We start from the raw sequence: 14,749 nt of genomic DNA, 5'->3' as shown, positions 1-14,749 counted from the left end.
TGGTGCCATCACCCACTCCGCCATCCGACCACTCAATCGGCGTGGACGGCCTCCCCCGCGACGAGGGTGAGCACCGAGCGGGCGCCAGCCACGTACGCGTCCGGGGCGAAGAGGTCCTGGTCGAGGACAGCGAGGTCCGCCGCCATGCCCTCGCGCACCAGGCCGACCTCGTCGTCGTTGCCGTTCACCCAGGCTGAGCCTGCGGTGTAGGCGCGCAGGATGTCGGTGAACTCCAGCCGCTCCTCGGGCACGAACGGGCGGTCGGCGCCCGGCCACTCGGCGTGCGCCGAGCTGGGCGGTTCGGTGCGGTGCACGGCCACATGCATGGCCTGCCACGGGTCGGCCGTGGTGACCGGCCAGTCGCTGCCCCCTGCGAGCCGGGCGCCGCTGTCCAGCAGCCGACGGAAGGGATACTGTCGGCCGGCCCGTCCCTCGCCCAGCAGGGGGTTGGTCAGCTCGTCGGTCTGCTGGTGGTGGGTCGCCCACAGCGACTGGACGTTGGCTGCCACCCCCAGCTCGGCGAAGCGGCCGATGTCCGCGTCGTCGACCAGCTGCACATGGGCGATGTGGTGGCGCCGGTCACGAGCCCCGTTCGCGTGGACGGCGGCCTCGACCGCGTCCAGGCACTCGCGCACGGCGCGGTCGCCGATCGCGTGGAAGTGCACCTGAAAGCCGGCGGCGTCCAGCCGGGTCACCGACTGGGAGAGCAGCTCGGCAGGCACGTTGGAGTGGCCGAGGTTGCTGGTGACGCACCCGCAGGAGTCCAGGTACGGCTCCAGCAGCGCACCGGTGCCGTTCTCCAGCACGCCGTCCTGCATCACCTTGACCGCACCGGCCCGGAACCGGCGACCGGGCTCGCCGCGGCGCGCCACCAGGTCGTCCAGCTGCTCCAGGCCGCGGTCGCGGTCCCACCACAGGGCGCCGGTGACCCGGGCCTTCAGCAGTCCCCCCGCGTCGGCCCGGCGGTAGGCGGCGAGCGTGTCGCCGGCCCCGCCGTAGGCGCCGACGATGGCGTCCTGCCAGCCGGTGATGCCGTAGCGGAAGAGGTGGGCCTGCGCGTGGCGGAGCGCCGCGACCTGGTCCTCGACGGTGTCCCGCGGAAGCACCCGGGCCACCAGGTCCATGGCGCTCTCGTGCAGTACCCCGGTGGGCCGGCCGGCCGCGTCGCGTTCGATCCGCCCGGCCGGCGGGTCCGGTGTGGCCGCGTCGATCCCGGCGCGTTCCATTGCCGCCGAGTTGACCCATGCAGAGTGGTGGTCGGAGTTGGGCAGGAAGACCGGCCGGTCCGGGACGACCGCGTCCAGCGGCTCACGGGTGGGCCAGCCGCCGGGGAAGCAGTCCATGGTCCAGCCGCCGCCCAGGATCCACGGCTGCCCGGGGTGGGCGGTCGCGTACTCCCGGACGGCCGCGACGCAGCTCTCGGCATCGGTGGCGCCGGTGAGGTCGCAGCGCAGCGCCTCCAGGGCGCCCCAGACGGGGTGGATGTGCGCGTCCTGGAGGCCGGGCACCACGGTCCGGCCGGCCAGGTCGACGGCTTCGGCGGGCCGGCCGGCGGCCCGGCGTACCTCGGCGTCAGTGCCCACGGCGGTGATCCGGCCGCCGGACACGGCGACGGCCGTCGCGTGGGGGCGCCGAGGGTCGCCGGTCCACACGCGGCCGCCGTGCAGGACGAGGGTCATGCGTCGGCCCGGTGGGTGCGCAGCACGTACACCTTGCGCAGGGTCTCTTGCACCTGCCACGTGCCGCGCCAGCCGGCTGGCATCGCCAGGGTGGAGCCGGGAACCAGCTCGACGGCCTCTCCGCCCTCGGTGTGCACGGTGGCGGACCCGGTCAGCACCTGGCAGACCTCGTCGTAGCCGTCGCGGGTGGCGGTGAAGCGGCCGGGGTCGCACTCCCAGACGCCGACCTCCACCAGTCCGTCGGGGGACTGCCACAGGGGGCGGGTGGTCTCCTGCTGGCCGGTGGTGCTGGTGGGCTTGGGGTTCGCGGGGGGCAGATCGGCGTTTGCCGCGTCGGCGAGGAAGGCGACGGCGGGGACGAGGGCGGTGGTGTCCATGAGGTGGGTCGCTCCTTTCAGCGGCCGCTGATGACGTTGGCAACGCGTGCGATGACGGACGTGCGCTCCAGGCCGGAGTTCTCGTGCCGGTCGGCGGCGCGGTAGGCGACGTAAAGGCTGCGCACGCCCAGCCAGCGCAGCGGCTCCGGCTCCCAGCCGCGCACCTTGCGGTCGACCCAGGGCAGCCGGGTGAGCTCGGTCTTCTGACGCAGGATCAGGTCGCGCAGAGTGCGTCCGGCGAGGTTGGTGGTGGTCACGCCGTGCCCGACGTAGCCGCCGGCCCAGCCGAGACCGGTCCGCTCGTCCAGGTGGACGGTGGCGCACCAGTCGCGCGGCACGCCCAGCACACCGGACCACGTGTGGTCGATCCCGACGCCCTCGGTGGCCGGGAAGTGCTGCCGCAGGATGGCCTGCAGCTGCAGCTGGGTGGCGGCCCGGGTCTCGCCGCGCTGGTCGACGTGGGAGCCGAACATGTACGGGATGCCGCGCCCGCCGATGGCGATGCGGCCGTCGGTGGTGCGCTGGATGTAGCAGTAGGAGTTGGCCTCGTCCCCGATCAGTTCGGCGCCGCGCCAGCCGATCTCGTCCCATGCTGAAGCAGGCAGCGGCTCGGTGACGATCATGCTGCTGTTCATCGGCAGCCAGGCCCGGCGGTGGCCGCGCAGCCCGGCGGTGAACCCCTCCAGCGCCCGGATGACGTACGTCGCCTTGACGGTGCCATGCGGGGTGACCGCCTCGTGCGGGCGGATCTCGGTGACCTCGGTGCCCTCGTAGATGGCCACGCCCATCCGCTCGACCACGTCGGCCAGGCCCCGTACCAGCTTGGCGGGCTGGATGCGGGCGCAGTGCGGGCTCCACTGGGCGTAGCGGGCACCGGCCACGCGGACCCGCTCGGCGAGCTGGTCCGCGTCGAGTTCGACCAGGTCGTCCTCGCCCCAGCCCTCGGCGCGCAGCGGCGGCAGCCCCTCGCGCAGCCGCCGCTCCTGCGCGGCGTTGGTGGCGACGTGCAGCAGACCGTCCTTCTGGATGTCGGCCTCGATGCCTTCCTCGGCGGCGACCCGGATGACCTCGTCGACGGAGGAGAACATCTCGCGCTGCAGGGCGACGGCCGACTCCCGGCCGTGCGACTTGGCGTAGCGGTGCATCTGGCCGGGCGGCTCGGCGCTGAGCCAGCCGCCGTTGCGGCCGGAGGCGCCGAAGCCGGCGAACTCCTTCTCCAGGACGGCGATCCTGAGGTCGGGCTGGGCCTGCTTGAGGTAATAGGCGGTCCACAGGGCGGTGTAGCCGCCGCCGACGAGCGCGACGTCCACGTCCAGATCGCCGGGCAGGGCCGGGCGGCGGGCGGGGACGCCGCTCTCCCGGTACCAGAAGGAGACGGCGCCGTTGACGAAGGTAGGGCTGGTGGCGGGAGTGCCGCTCGGGGTGGTCGTGCTCATCGTCCGCTCATTTCCGCGGCGGCGACCGGGATCCGGTCACCGGAAGTGGGTGGGTGGGTGGTGCCGGTCGTGTCATCGAGCAGGACGCCTCGCTCGACGTCCCAGACCACGGTGACCTCGTCACCGCGGCGGACGCCGGACAGCCGGTCGGCCTGCTCGCGGGCGAGCAGCATGGTGCCGTCGGGCAGGGCGAGTTCGAGCTTGCGGCCGGAGCCCAGGTAGATCTCCTGGGTGACCCGGGCGGGCAGCGCGTTGACCCCGGAGGCCACCGGCGCCGCAGCCGGCTGCACTCTCAGGTGCTCGGGGCGGACCACGACGGCGGCCGTGCCGCCCCCCGCCGGCCGGCCGAGCGCGCGTACGGTGCGGTCGCCGACCCGCAGGCGGGAGTCGTCGCCGTCCGGCTCGACGCGTCCCCGGATGACGGAGGACTCGCCGAGGAACTCGGCCACGAAGAGGCTGCGGGGCTTTTCGTAGAGTTCGCTCCCGGTGCCGACCTGCTGGATGCCTCCGTCGTCGAAGACGGCGATGCGATCCGACAGGACCAGCGCCTCCTCCTGGTCGTGGGTGACGAAGACGAAGGTGGAGCCGACCTCCTGGTGCACCCGTTTGATCTCCAACTGGAGGGATTCGCGCAGCTTCTTGTCGAGCGCGCCGAGCGGCTCGTCCATCAGCAGCACGCTCGGCTCGTACACCACGGCCCGGGCCAGGGCGACCCGCTGCTGCTGGCCGCCGGAGAGTTCGCGCGGCCTGCGGTGGCCGTAGCCGCCGAGCCGCACGGTCTGAAGAGCCGCTTCGACCATCTCGGCGCGGCGGGCCTTGGGCACCTTGCGCTGCTTGAGCGGGAAGGCGACGTTCTCCGCCACGGTCATGTGGGGAAAGAGTGCGTAGTGCTGGAAGACCATGCCGATGTCGCGCCGGTGCGGCGGCAGGTCCTGCATCTGCTTGCCGCCTATGGTCAGGGTGCCCGAGGTGGCGGCGGTGAAGCCGGCGATGATGTTGAGGGTGGTGGTCTTGCCGGAGCCGCTGGGCCCCAACAGGGTCATGAACTCGCCCGGTTCGATGACCAGGGAGACGTCGTCGACGGCGACGGAGTCCGCGTACTCCTTGCGCACCTGCGCCAGTTCGATGCGGGCTCCGCGCGCCTTGATGAGGCTGGACTCAGCGGACACGGTTCCTCCTGGCGGTGGCAAAGGTGGCGGCCAGCACGAGCACCGTGGTGAAGACGATGATCAAAGTGGCGGCCGCGGCAATGGTGGGGTCGGTGTCCCGGGTCACGCTGGCGAACATCTTGACCGGCAGGGTCTGCAGGTAGGGGCTCTGGATGAACAGCGAGACGACGACCTCGTCGAAACTGGTGACGAAGGCGAACAGGGCACCGGAGACGACACCGGGGGCAATCTGCGGCAGGGTCACCTGCCGGATGGCGCCCCACCGGTTGGCGCCGCAGATCAGCGCGGCGTCCTCCAGCCTCCGGTCGAAGCCGCGCAGACTCGCCGTCACCGGGATGATCACGAACGGCAGGGCCAGCACGGTGTGGGCGGTGACGAAGCCGAGCAGGGTGCCCAGCAGGTTGTACTGGAGGAAGAGCGCGTACACGCCGATGGCCACCACCACGGTCGGCACGATCATGGGGGCCAGCAGCAGCCCGTACGACGCCTTCGCCCAGCGCGAGCCGGACCGGGTGAGCGCGATCGCGGCGGCGGTGCCCAGGACAGTGGCCACCAGCGCGACCAGGGCGCCCACCTGGAGCGATGAGAGCAGCGCGTCGATCCACCGAGGGTCGGTGAAGAAGTTGGCGTACCAACGGGTGGACCAGCCGCTCGGCGGAAACACCAGGGATGCCTTGTCGGTGAAGCTGAGCGGGATCACCACCAGTGTCGGCGCGATGAGCCAGCAGCCCACCAGGGCGCTGAACGTCCAGAGCGCGATCCGCGCGGGTCCAGTCCTCATCGGGCACCTCCGCGGTTACGGCTACGGGTGAATCGCAGGACGACGCCGACCAGTCCCAGCAGGACCAGCGTCACCGCCAGCAGCACCACGCCCATCGCTCCGCCGCGGCCCCACGCCAGCAGCCCGTTGACCTGGGTGAAGATCTGCTGCGAGATCAGCGCCTGGTCGGGCGAGCCCAGCAGCGCCGGGGTGATGTAGAAGCCGAGCGAGGTGATGAATACGGTCAGCGCGCCCGCGCCCACGCCGGGCAGCGACAGTGGCACGAAGACCCGCAGGAACGCGACGGACGGGCGTGCGCCCATGCCCTGCGCGGCGTCCAGCAGCCGGCGGTCGATGCCGCTCATCACCGCGTACAGCGGCAGCACCATGAAGGGCATCAGCACCTGGGACATGCCGATCACCACCCCGGCGGGGGTGCGGATCAGCTGCAGTGGGCCCAGCCCCACGGTGCCGAGGAGCTGGTTGACCACGCCGCTGTCCTGGAGCAGCACCACCCAGGCGAAGGTGCGCACCATCAGGCTTGTCCAGAACGGCAGCAGCACCAGCAGGGTGAGCCAGATCCGCGCGCGGGCGCCGACCACGGTCATCAGGTAGGCGTACGGGTAGGAGAGCACCAGCGTCACCAGCGTGACGACGGCGCCGACGGTCAGCGTGCGGACCAGTGTGGCGAGGGCGACGTCGCTGGTGAGGAACCAGGAGTAGTTGCCCCAGCCGGGCGTCGGCTCGGTGACACTGCGCCAGGTCATCAGGCCCAGCGGCACCAGGAAGAGCACGGCGAGCAGGACCACCGCGGGCAGCAGCAGCATCCCCCACCGGCCGCCGGCGCCCTTGCGGGGCCGGCCGCCGGTGGCCGGGGAGGCGATCTCGATCAGGGCGGTCATGGGTTACCGCGCCAGCCAGTCGGACCACTTCTGGATGATCTGCTCCTGGTTCTTCGACCACCAGGCGTTGTCGATCCTGAGCGCCTGGGCCTGCCGCTCGGGGGTGGTGGTCACGTACTGCGAGGCGAGCTCGTCGAGCTTGGGCTTGGCGTCGGTGTTGATCGGCGAGTAGGAGGTCAGCTCGGTGAGCTTGGTCTGCTGGCTGGCGCCCAGGTAGTAGTTGACCAGCGCCATGGCGGCCTTGGGATTCTTCGCGCCGACAGGAACGGCGAGGGAGTCGGAGACCGGCAGGAACTGGTTCCATTGCGGCGCGAAGTGGGCGCCGTTCTTGACCGCGGAGTAGGCGCGGCCGGACCACACCATGGCCATGGAGACCTCGCCGGACTCCAGCAGCTGCTGGGAGCGGGCACCGGTGTCCCAGAAGACCACCGAGGAGCGGACGCTCGTCAGCTTCTTCAGAGCCCGGTCGACATCCAGCGGATACAGCTGGTCGGGAGCGACCCCGTCGGCGATCAGGGCCGCCTCCAGGGCACCCGGGGCCGCGTCCGACGCGAAGCCGGGTATCGCGCGCTTGCCCGGGTACTTGGCCGTGTCGAGGAAGTCCGCCCAGTCCTTCGGCGGGTTGTCACCGAACTTCTTCTTGTCGTACATCAGGACCACGCCGTAGCTCATGGCCGGCACGGAGCACTTGCCCTCCATGCCCTTGGGCAGTTTGGAGGTGTCGACGATGTCGCTGTCGAGCGGCATGAACAGCTTGCCGCACTGGCGCTCGGCCCAGAGGGTGTCGGCGTCCACCACGTCCCAGGTGACGTTCTTGGCGTCGACCTGGGCCTTGACCTTGGTGTAGTCGGTGGGACCGTCGGAGAGCACCTTGGCCCCCGACTGCGTGGCGAACGGCTTGACGGCCGCGGCCTCCTGCCCGTCCTGGTAGATGCCGCCGTAGGAGGCGAAGGTGAGGGTGACGCCGTCGAGCGCGCCCTTCTTGACCTTGCCGGATACGGCCGGACCGGGGCCCAGGTCGACGTCGGCCGCGGCGGGGCTGGTGCCGGCGCAGCCGGTGAGGGGCAGCAGCAGGGCACCGGCGGCAGCGGTCAACCCGAGGATTTTGCGGGATATTCCGGGCATTACTGACTCCAAGAGGGGACGGTGAAGGCGCTCGAGGGCGATGAGGGTGTGGAGCGCGCGGTGACAGGAACGCGCAGGGCGAGCCACGGGAGGGGGTGGCAGGAAGAAGCGCGAGGCGCGTTCCTGGGGAGGAGGCGCGTGCACCAGAGGGAAGGGAAGTGCGGCGGATGGGCGGGGATGCGATGGGAAGGGGGTCAGTCCGGCGTCGGCGGGCTGATGATCCAGAGGATTTCGGCGGGCGTTTCATGGCTGTTGACCACGCGGTGCGGCACCGAGGAGCGGTACTCGATGCTGTCGCCGGCCTCCAGGTCGTGGGCGTGGCCATCGAGTTCGACCTGCACGGCACCACTGATCACCAGGAGGATCTCCTGCGAGTCGCCATGGGTGTAGGCGTCGTCGCCGGTGGAGGCCCCTGGGTCGAACTCGCCCGCGTACACCTCCAGATGGCTGAGCGGGCGCTGTGAAATGAGTAATTTGCGACTTCCCGGAGCGGTGTGCAGCATCGGCCGGTCGGCCCGCCGCACCACCCTCGGACCGGGCGTGCTGTCCTGGTCGAACAGGTCGGCCACGGTGACGCCGAGCGCCACGGCGATCCGCCGCAGCATGCCGATGGAGGAGTTCACCTGCCCGCGTTCCAGCTGACTGAGGAACCCGGGGCTGGCCTGGGCCGCCTCCCCCAGGGCGCGCAGGGACATCCGCCGCATTGTCCGGTACTCCCGTATCCGCCCTCCCAGAGCCGCGTCGGCGGCATCGGCGGAGGGGTCCGGCGACGAACGATCAGTCATGAGTGAACACCTGATGCGTCTTCAGCGAACACTTTGTTCGCTGGGGTGATACGGACCGTACGCTGACGTGATCTGCGATACAAGACCCTCCCTGCGCCGTCACCGGAACGTGACCACCGTGTACGGGCTCGCAGTAGGGGTCTGTCAGGTCCTGTGGTGAGGTGCGGGTTCGCAGGTAGTTGGTCAGGAAGGCCGCGCGCGCGTCCGACTGGGCGAGGGCACGCCGGTCGCTGGCGGGCATCTCGCTGGTCGCCAGGCGAAGGAATAGCCCTGGCGCCTGGCGCGCCAGCGTGGCCAGGCGGCCCAGAAACCAGCCACCGAAGGCCGGAGCGTGCCGGGCGATCTGCAAGGCCGCGCGCTGCCCGGCTGCCATCCCGCGGGTGGGCCAGGCAGGCGGGCCAAGGGGCGCGATGAGCAGCAGGCTGCGGACGCGGTCAGGCAGCTCGGACGCACATGCGGCCGCGAACGCTCCGCCGCCCGAGACGCCGAGCAGCGCCAGCGAGCCGACGTCCAACGCGTCCAGGACCAGGGTGGCTTCCGCAGCCCAGTCCACGACCCGCGGCAGGCGACGGGCGTCGGTGCCGCCGATGCCGGGGCGATCCGGGGCGATGAGGCGCAGTCCGAGCGCGTGGGCCGCGCCCGCGAAGCCGTACGCGGCCAGCCGGGAGTCGGCCAACCCGTGGCAGAACAGCACCGCAGGCGCGTCCGGCTCCCCCACCACCTCGACCGCGATCACCCCGCCGTCGGCTCGACGCAGCTCCACCCTCATATCGTCTCCCGTGACCTTGATCTGAGAGCTGCCTGAGCGGCTTTCCAGAGGTTCTGCCGGTAGCCGGCTGGGAGCCAGGGGCTGGTCCGGGGGCTGCGGCGGTCAGGAGCTGGCCCGGTGATGCTCTTCGACAACGCCTGGACCAGCCCCTGGCTCCCCGACAGTTACGCGCAGGACTTCTGGAAACGCGCTTAGACCCTCATCGGCTTCTACGCACCCGAGTGCTGGGCGGCGTGATCGGCGAGCACAGATACGCGGCTTGACCAGTGGTGACGAGTTTCCGAACGGCACGGGTTGTGGTCAGCCGGCGGAACGACGCCGGTGTGCCTTCTTTGCCGCGGTCTTCTTTGCCGCGGTCTTCTTCGCCGCCTTCCTTCCGGTCGGCTTCGCACGGCGCGTCTGTGCTGCGTCCACGCTCTGTTGCAGCACCGCCATCAAGTCCACCGTGGCTCCCTCGACGCCCCGGGACTCCGGTGCGTGCGGCGGCTCCATGCCCTGAAGCCTGGCAGCGACGACCCGCTGCAGGGCGCGGCTGTAGTCGTCGTGCTGCTCCGCCAGGTCGAAGCCGGAGCCCATGGCGTCCATCAGGTTGTACGCCATCTGCAGTTCCTGGCGGCGGGCCGGTGGGGTCTCCGGGACGGTGATCTCCTGAGCAGGGCGCAGTTGGTCGGGCCACAGCATGGTCTGCATCGCGATTACCTCGTCCCGAGCCCAGAGTACGGCGAGCGATTCCCGGGTGCGCAGCGCTGTCCGTGCGATGGCCACTCGCCCGGACTTCCTCATGGCGTCGCGCAGCAGGGCGTACGGGCGCGCGCCAACGGGGCCGGTACTGAGGTAGTACGCCGTGTCCAGTGCGAGCGGGTCGATCTGGTCTGCGTCGACGAACGCCAGGATCTCGATGCGTCTGGCGGTGGGAAGCGGAAGGTCGGCGAGATCGTCGTCGCTCAGTATGACGACCCGGCCGTCCGGGGCTTCGTAACCGGGCGCCACTTCCTCAAAAGGGATTTCGACGTCCTCATGTTCGCAATAGCGGCGCAGGCGCACCCGGCCACCGCCACACCGCGTGTGCACCTGGCGCAGCGGGACCTCGTGCTCCTTGGTGGCCGCGTGCACGGTCACCGGGATGGACAACAGGCCCCAGGTGATGGCCAGCTTGATGATGGTCTGCGGCATGACTCCCATCGCACCCACGCCCGCCAATGATCGCATGTCGAGCAGGCCGCATTGAGTGTTCCGTTTGGCCTGTCTGCATGCGTCGACCGAAGCACTTTGGCCATCAAGGGGCTTGGAGAGCTGACCTGGAGGATGCAACATCGGGTGCGGAAGCTGCGCTCGGCGGTGGCTCGTGTACTTCGATCAAGCAGGGTGACACAACGGGATCCCTGTAGGGTTCCAAAAGTCCCACATAGGTGCTGACCTGCCTGTTCGCCAGCTGATGTCGATCTTCGTCAGGCCGTGTTGCAGTACTCGTGGATCAGGCCGCCGGGGACGTCGTGGCGCTGGATCCGCTGCACGGAGAACGGGATGACATCCGGGTCGTCGGCGGGAGCGTGAAAGTTCAGGGCCCGGTGCGGCCGTCCGGTGTTGTCGTGGTGGGCGTACTCGGCGAGTACCTGTCGCAGGTGCCACTCGTTGCAGTCGGCCGCCGGTCGGTGCACTCGGCTCGCACGGTGCGGATGAACCTTTCCGCATGGGCCTTCACCCGCAGTGTTTGAGGCGCGCTCTTGAGGATCTCGATGCCGTTGGCGGTAAGGACGGCGTCGAACGCCTGGGTGTAGCGGCTGTCGCGGTTGCGCAGCAGGTACTCCGGGGCGGCTACCAGGTTGCGGTGCACGCGATCAGCGACCTCGGCAACCGCGTGGTCCTCGACGCGTACGAGCGCGGCTACAGAACCCTCGGCCACCAGGGCCTGCCGCACCGCATCGAGCACGCCCAGATCATCGCCCGGTGCAGGCCACGGACGGCATGAACATGGCCGAAACCCGCGTCGGGCCGGACCGCATCAAGGGCGGTTACGCCTGGCGCGGCCTGCTACGCGGATGACCTGAAGTTCTGCGCGGTATCCGGGAGTGTCGCCCGGGCGCAACGGCTTCGATGGCACGGGGTCCTCGCCGGGTGTTGCATCGACGTTGACCAAAACGCGACAAAACCGGCGAGGCCGATGCCAGTATGCGCCCGGCCGAGGACGAGACCCACCTGCACCTGCTGCCGCACGTGCGGGCGAGCTGGATCCTGCGCGGGACGCGGCAGCAGGTGGCCACCCCGGGAAAGAACCGGCAGGCCACCGTCTTCGGCCCTGGAAGTGGCCACCGGCGCCTGGACCTACACCCTGGGCCGCCGCAGTGCCGCCGCCTTCGTCGCCTTCCTCCAGCTGCTGCTGGCCGCCTGCCCTGACACCCCGGCCGTCGCGGTGGTCTGCGACAACGACAGCATCCACCACGCCAAGGCGGTGACCGCCTACCTGGCCGACCAGCCCCGCCTGCGCCTGCTGTTCGGCGCCCGCTATAGCCCGCACGACAACCCGGTCCAGCGCATCTGGGCCGCCCTGAAGGCCTTCCTCGCCAACACCGCCGTCACCTGGCCAGGCCGCCCGCGCCAGGTCCACGCCTTCTTCCGGCAGCGCTCACCCACCCAGATACTGACCACCGCCGCACCCTGGGCCTCGCCCTGGCTACCGAAGCATTACGCGCAGAACTTCAGGCAAGCCGCTTAGCACAATACCGGGGACCGAACGGTCGGCATCACCTGTGCCGACGAGGGCCTGGGCCGCGTCGACACTCACATAGGCGGCGAGGACGAAGAAGGAAATGGCGACGATCCGCAGCGTGGTTTTCTCGCGCGCCTCCCGCACGGCGTGATCACGGGCGGAGAACTGCCAGGCCACCGCGGTCGCGGAGGAGACCTCGATGACCGAGTCCAGACCGAAGCCCACCAATGCGATGGATGAGGCAAGGGTGCCTGCGGTGATCGCGACGACGGCCTCGATCACGTTGTAGGTAATGGTGACGGCGACCAGGAAACGGATGCGGCGGGTGAGTGCTTCCCTGCGGTCCGGGGACGGGCTCAGGGATTTGACGGCCATCAGCAGCAGCCCTCCTCTTCGGCCTCGACACAGGTGCGGTCGGCGGCGACGGCCACCACCGCGGTACGCAGATCGTCGAGTGCGTGGCCAAGGCGCGGGTCGGAGAGCTCGTAGCGGGTACGCCGGCCGACCGGCACGGCGACGACCAGGCCACAATCGCGCAGGCAGGCCAGGTGGTTGGACAGGCGCGTGCGGGAGATCTCCAGGGCTTCCGCCAGATCGGACGGATGGGCTGGCGCCTCGCGCAGGGCGAGCAGGATCTGACAGCGGATCGGGTCGGCCAGCGCGCGGCCGAAGCGGGCAAGGACGTCAATGTCAGAAGCAAGCGTCAACACCCCCAGTACGATACAGGAGTTCATGAATTCAGGAAAACCTGAATTAAGGTATCGGGTGGGCAGGGGGTGACGTGGCACCGTTCCTAACCAGTGTGCGTGAGTGAGTCTTGGACCCACTGTTGCGTACTGGGCGCATCCCGAACGGTGTTGGATGCACTGGGTTCCCGCTTTCGCTTCCCGCTCGGCGGCACGCCTCCAGGGGCGTGGTCCGTCGCGGGTGGGCGGGTTCCCTCACGCCCCCGGTCGCCCGGTCCGGCCTGGGCGGTCCGATGCCCCGCACGATCGCTCCGGTCGTGTGGGGGCGGTGCCGTCCGTCGCCGGATCGGGTGTCCGAGGGCGCGTCGCCCGATCGCGATACCGGCGGCATCGTGACGGGACATCTTTCGGTGTGGAGTGGTCAGCGGTTTCTGCCAGTGCTGGGCACCCCACAAAGTGGTGTAGGCCGGGTCGACCGCGACAATGCTCAGGCCCTGTTCGGCGGCCATGGACACCAGCCGGGCCTTGAGTTTCCCGGTCGGGATGCCGGAGATGAGCTGCCGGAACCGCTTCTTGCGGCCGTGCTTCTCGCGGGTCTTCTCGGCGGTGAAGTCGAGGTCTTCGATGCCGATCGCGGCGACACCGGCCTGCCTGGCCCAGTGGATCAGCCGGGTCAGCGCGTGGCGGATCTGTGCATCGCGGTGACCGGCGGTCCCGGACAGGTCGTAGGGGAAGCGGCGCGGGTCACCGACGGGGTTGCCGTGCCGGTCGAGCCGGTAGGCGGCGAAGTGGTCGGCGTTGGTGTCGACACCGATCATGCCCCGGGCGCGGGCGGCCTCCAGCGGGATGGTCTTCACGACGGGGTGTTGCCAGGACGCGGTGAGGTACCAGCGGCCGCGCTGGGTGTCGAGGTGGATGCGGTAGGCGACGGCCCGGTTCGCTTCGATGCGGTCGGCCCACTCCTGGCCCCGGTGCGCGAAGCCGATACGGGTGGTGAGGGTGTACCGGCCGTGCGGGGCATTGGCCAAGTGCGCGAGCGGGACGGGCAGCTTGATGGACACTTCGCCGTCGGGGGTGACGCGGATGGTCTCGTTCCCGAACCGCTTCCCCGACTCACCATCGGCGGCAAGGAACCAGCGCTCCGCATCCCACCGTTCCCGCCACTGCTCTTCGGTGAGCTGTGCCTGGGCGAGGTGGTGGCGGGTGTTGAGGAGACGTTTACCGCCCCGTACCACCCGCACCCGCCCGGCCTGCCACTCGGCAACGGCAGCGGCGTGCCGCGCCTCCAGCATCGCGAGGCGACGAGATTTGCGGAACCACTCGCTCTTCGACCGGTAGCCACCCGCCGCCCGCTTGGTGCCCTTCTCCCCGACCGGGAGGGACAGGCGGTGCCGCAGCATGTTGATCCCGGCTTCCAGTTTCTGGATGTGCGCTGCCTGACAACGGCGTGCAAGCGCCCACTGATCGTGCGTGGCCTTGGTGATCGCACCCGCGATCCGCGACGACGACCGTGCCGTCAGCTCCCGCTTCCGCGCCGCCCACGTGTCTGCACCGTGCTCCAGACCATCCGCACAGCGAGCCTTGAGATCACCGGAAGCCAGCGCACCCTGATGCTCGCCGACCGCGCGCAGCACCATCTCGTCGTGGGGGGTGAGGTGCTTGAGACGGTCCCGGACCGCCACCCCGCAAGGCCCGGGCACCACGAAGGGCAAGGCCAACGTCCGCAGACCACCCACCACATCACCCCCTCCCAGGCCGGACACCTGCCACCCGAACCAACGAGCAGCAGCCACCAAGGTCACCCATTCGGCCCCAGAACCCCCGTTCCCACCCCCGCGAATGCACCGCCAGGACTCACTCCCGCACGCCACCACTCACTTCGGCTCAGTAAACCAACAGCAGCTCGCAACCCCCTGCCCACCCCTGGAGAAACCGCCTCTGACCGCCCCTTGCTCAGAGGGGCGATGTGAGCTGGACGCGGTCGGCGTCAAGGGCGTTGTGTTGCGCAGCCCAGGCCGGCAGAGCCATCGTGCAGGCGTGGTCCTGGTGGCGCAGGCCGGTGAGGTCCAGTTCGAAGGGGCGATCAGCGAGCAGGGCGTCGAGGATCTTGGGCAGCCGCAGGAACGTCGCGTTGCCGGTGATCTGCACCAGGACCCGCCCGTCAGGGCCATGGAAGGTGTTCAGGCGGATCTGCGAGGTCTCCCAGGCAGTCTTGACCCCGGACAGACCCAGGCCGATCAGTACACCCTCGAACATGCTCACCGTCACGATCCCGACTGCGGTGACCAGCAGGATCACAAAGGGCGGGGCTTCTCGCCATGCCTGGTAGGCGATGCGACGGACCAGCCCGGCCC

At 70.0% G+C, this 14,749-nt stretch carries 14 protein-coding genes and 2 pseudogenes; 1 reads left to right on the top strand and 15 read right to left on the bottom strand.

Annotated elements, in window-relative coordinates; genetic code table 11:
• Positions 1-32: 32 nt before the first annotated feature.
• The 11 genes from OG972_RS39595 to OG972_RS39545 form a co-directional block, all read right to left on the bottom strand.
• On the bottom strand, positions 33-1,679 hold the full coding sequence (locus OG972_RS39595) for an amidohydrolase (RefSeq protein WP_266989829.1): 1,647 nt from the start codon (positions 1,677-1,679) through the stop codon (positions 33-35).
• Positions 1,676-2,056, bottom strand: coding sequence for a cupin domain-containing protein (locus OG972_RS39590; RefSeq protein ID WP_266989827.1), 381 nt, complete (start codon positions 2,054-2,056; stop codon positions 1,676-1,678). Before OG972_RS39590 ends, OG972_RS39595 begins: the two co-directional genes overlap by 4 nt.
• A gap of 17 nt (positions 2,057-2,073) precedes the next feature.
• The gene (locus OG972_RS39585) at positions 2,074-3,492 is read right to left on the bottom strand and encodes an FAD-binding oxidoreductase (protein ID WP_266989825.1); all 1,419 of its coding nucleotides are present in this window, start codon (positions 3,490-3,492) and stop codon (positions 2,074-2,076) included.
• The gene (locus tag OG972_RS39580) at positions 3,489-4,661 is read right to left on the bottom strand and encodes an ABC transporter ATP-binding protein (protein ID WP_266989823.1); all 1,173 of its coding nucleotides are present in this window, start codon (positions 4,659-4,661) and stop codon (positions 3,489-3,491) included. The genes OG972_RS39585 and OG972_RS39580 overlap by 4 nt, the downstream gene beginning before the upstream one ends.
• Complete coding sequence (locus OG972_RS39575) at positions 4,651-5,442, bottom strand: ABC transporter permease (RefSeq protein ID WP_266989821.1); 792 nt, start codon at positions 5,440-5,442, stop codon at positions 4,651-4,653. The genes OG972_RS39580 and OG972_RS39575 overlap by 11 nt, the downstream gene beginning before the upstream one ends.
• The gene (locus OG972_RS39570) at positions 5,439-6,323 is read right to left on the bottom strand and encodes an ABC transporter permease (protein ID WP_266989819.1); all 885 of its coding nucleotides are present in this window, start codon (positions 6,321-6,323) and stop codon (positions 5,439-5,441) included. Before OG972_RS39570 ends, OG972_RS39575 begins: the two co-directional genes overlap by 4 nt.
• 3 nt (positions 6,324-6,326) lie before the next feature.
• On the bottom strand, positions 6,327-7,448 hold the full coding sequence (locus OG972_RS39565) for an ABC transporter substrate-binding protein (RefSeq protein ID WP_266989817.1): 1,122 nt from the start codon (positions 7,446-7,448) through the stop codon (positions 6,327-6,329).
• 194 nt (positions 7,449-7,642) lie between these two features.
• Positions 7,643-8,233 (bottom strand): helix-turn-helix domain-containing protein, encoded by a 591-nt coding sequence (locus tag OG972_RS39560; protein WP_266989815.1) that lies wholly within the window; start codon positions 8,231-8,233, stop codon positions 7,643-7,645.
• A complete protein-coding gene (locus OG972_RS39555) occupies positions 8,226-8,996 on the bottom strand; it encodes an alpha/beta fold hydrolase (RefSeq protein WP_266989814.1) in 771 nt (256 codons plus the stop codon). The genes OG972_RS39560 and OG972_RS39555 overlap by 8 nt, the downstream gene beginning before the upstream one ends.
• Positions 8,997-9,302: 306 nt before the next feature.
• Positions 9,303-10,175 carry a Ku protein gene (locus tag OG972_RS39550; protein ID WP_266989813.1) on the bottom strand — a complete coding sequence of 291 codons (873 nt, stop codon included), beginning with the start codon at positions 10,173-10,175 and terminating at the stop codon, positions 9,303-9,305.
• Positions 10,176-10,560: 385 nt separating this feature from the next.
• Positions 10,561-10,932, bottom strand: coding sequence for a hypothetical protein (locus OG972_RS39545; protein ID WP_266989811.1), 372 nt, complete (start codon positions 10,930-10,932; stop codon positions 10,561-10,563).
• A 236-nt stretch (positions 10,933-11,168) separates the two neighbouring features.
• Between OG972_RS39545 and OG972_RS39540 the strand changes: the two are divergent.
• A pseudogene (locus tag OG972_RS39540) lies at positions 11,169-11,715 on the top strand (transposase); the annotation flags it as partial.
• On the opposite strand, the pseudogene OG972_RS39535 reads toward OG972_RS39540, so the two are convergent.
• The 4 genes and pseudogenes from OG972_RS39535 to OG972_RS39520 form a co-directional block, all read right to left on the bottom strand.
• Positions 11,710-12,084 (bottom strand): annotated as a pseudogene (locus tag OG972_RS39535) (cation transporter); the annotation flags it as partial. The pseudogenes OG972_RS39540 and OG972_RS39535 overlap by 6 nt on opposite strands.
• Entirely contained in the window at positions 12,084-12,419 is a 336-nt protein-coding gene (locus tag OG972_RS39530) for a helix-turn-helix transcriptional regulator (protein ID WP_266989807.1), read from the bottom strand. The pseudogene OG972_RS39535 and the gene OG972_RS39530, both read right to left, overlap by 1 nt.
• Before the next feature lie 83 nt (positions 12,420-12,502).
• Complete coding sequence (locus tag OG972_RS39525; RefSeq protein ID WP_266991009.1) at positions 12,503-14,131, bottom strand: transposase; 1,629 nt, start codon at positions 14,129-14,131, stop codon at positions 12,503-12,505.
• Positions 14,132-14,348: 217 nt separating this feature from the next.
• Entirely contained in the window at positions 14,349-14,693 is a 345-nt protein-coding gene (locus OG972_RS39520; protein ID WP_266989805.1) for a hypothetical protein, read from the bottom strand.
• Positions 14,694-14,749 lie beyond the last annotated feature (56 nt).

This window comes from Streptomyces sp. NBC_01669, assembly GCF_026339735.1.
Taxonomy (GTDB): domain Bacteria; phylum Actinomycetota; class Actinomycetes; order Streptomycetales; family Streptomycetaceae; genus Streptomyces; species Streptomyces yanii.
Note: the sequence above shows the minus strand (reverse complement) of the source record. Positions and strands in the feature narration are given on the sequence as shown.

Bases quoted from the DNA above. Each gene is read 5' to 3' on its own strand.
- OG972_RS39595 (WP_266989829.1), bottom strand. From the start codon at position 1,679: ATGACCCTCGTCCTGCACGGCGGCCGCGTGTGGACCGGCGACCCTCGG.
- OG972_RS39590 (WP_266989827.1), bottom strand. From the start codon at position 2,056: ATGGACACCACCGCCCTCGTCCCCGCCGTCGCCTTCCTCGCCGACGCG.
- OG972_RS39585 (WP_266989825.1), bottom strand. From the start codon at position 3,492: ATGAGCACGACCACCCCGAGCGGCACTCCCGCCACCAGCCCTACCTTC.
- OG972_RS39575 (WP_266989821.1), bottom strand. From the start codon at position 5,442: ATGAGGACTGGACCCGCGCGGATCGCGCTCTGGACGTTCAGCGCCCTG.
- OG972_RS39570 (WP_266989819.1), bottom strand. From the start codon at position 6,323: ATGACCGCCCTGATCGAGATCGCCTCCCCGGCCACCGGCGGCCGGCCC.
- OG972_RS39565 (WP_266989817.1), bottom strand. From the start codon at position 7,448: ATGCCCGGAATATCCCGCAAAATCCTCGGGTTGACCGCTGCCGCCGGT.
- OG972_RS39560 (WP_266989815.1), bottom strand. From the start codon at position 8,233: ATGACTGATCGTTCGTCGCCGGACCCCTCCGCCGATGCCGCCGACGCG.
- OG972_RS39550 (WP_266989813.1), bottom strand. From the start codon at position 10,175: ATGCCGCAGACCATCATCAAGCTGGCCATCACCTGGGGCCTGTTGTCC.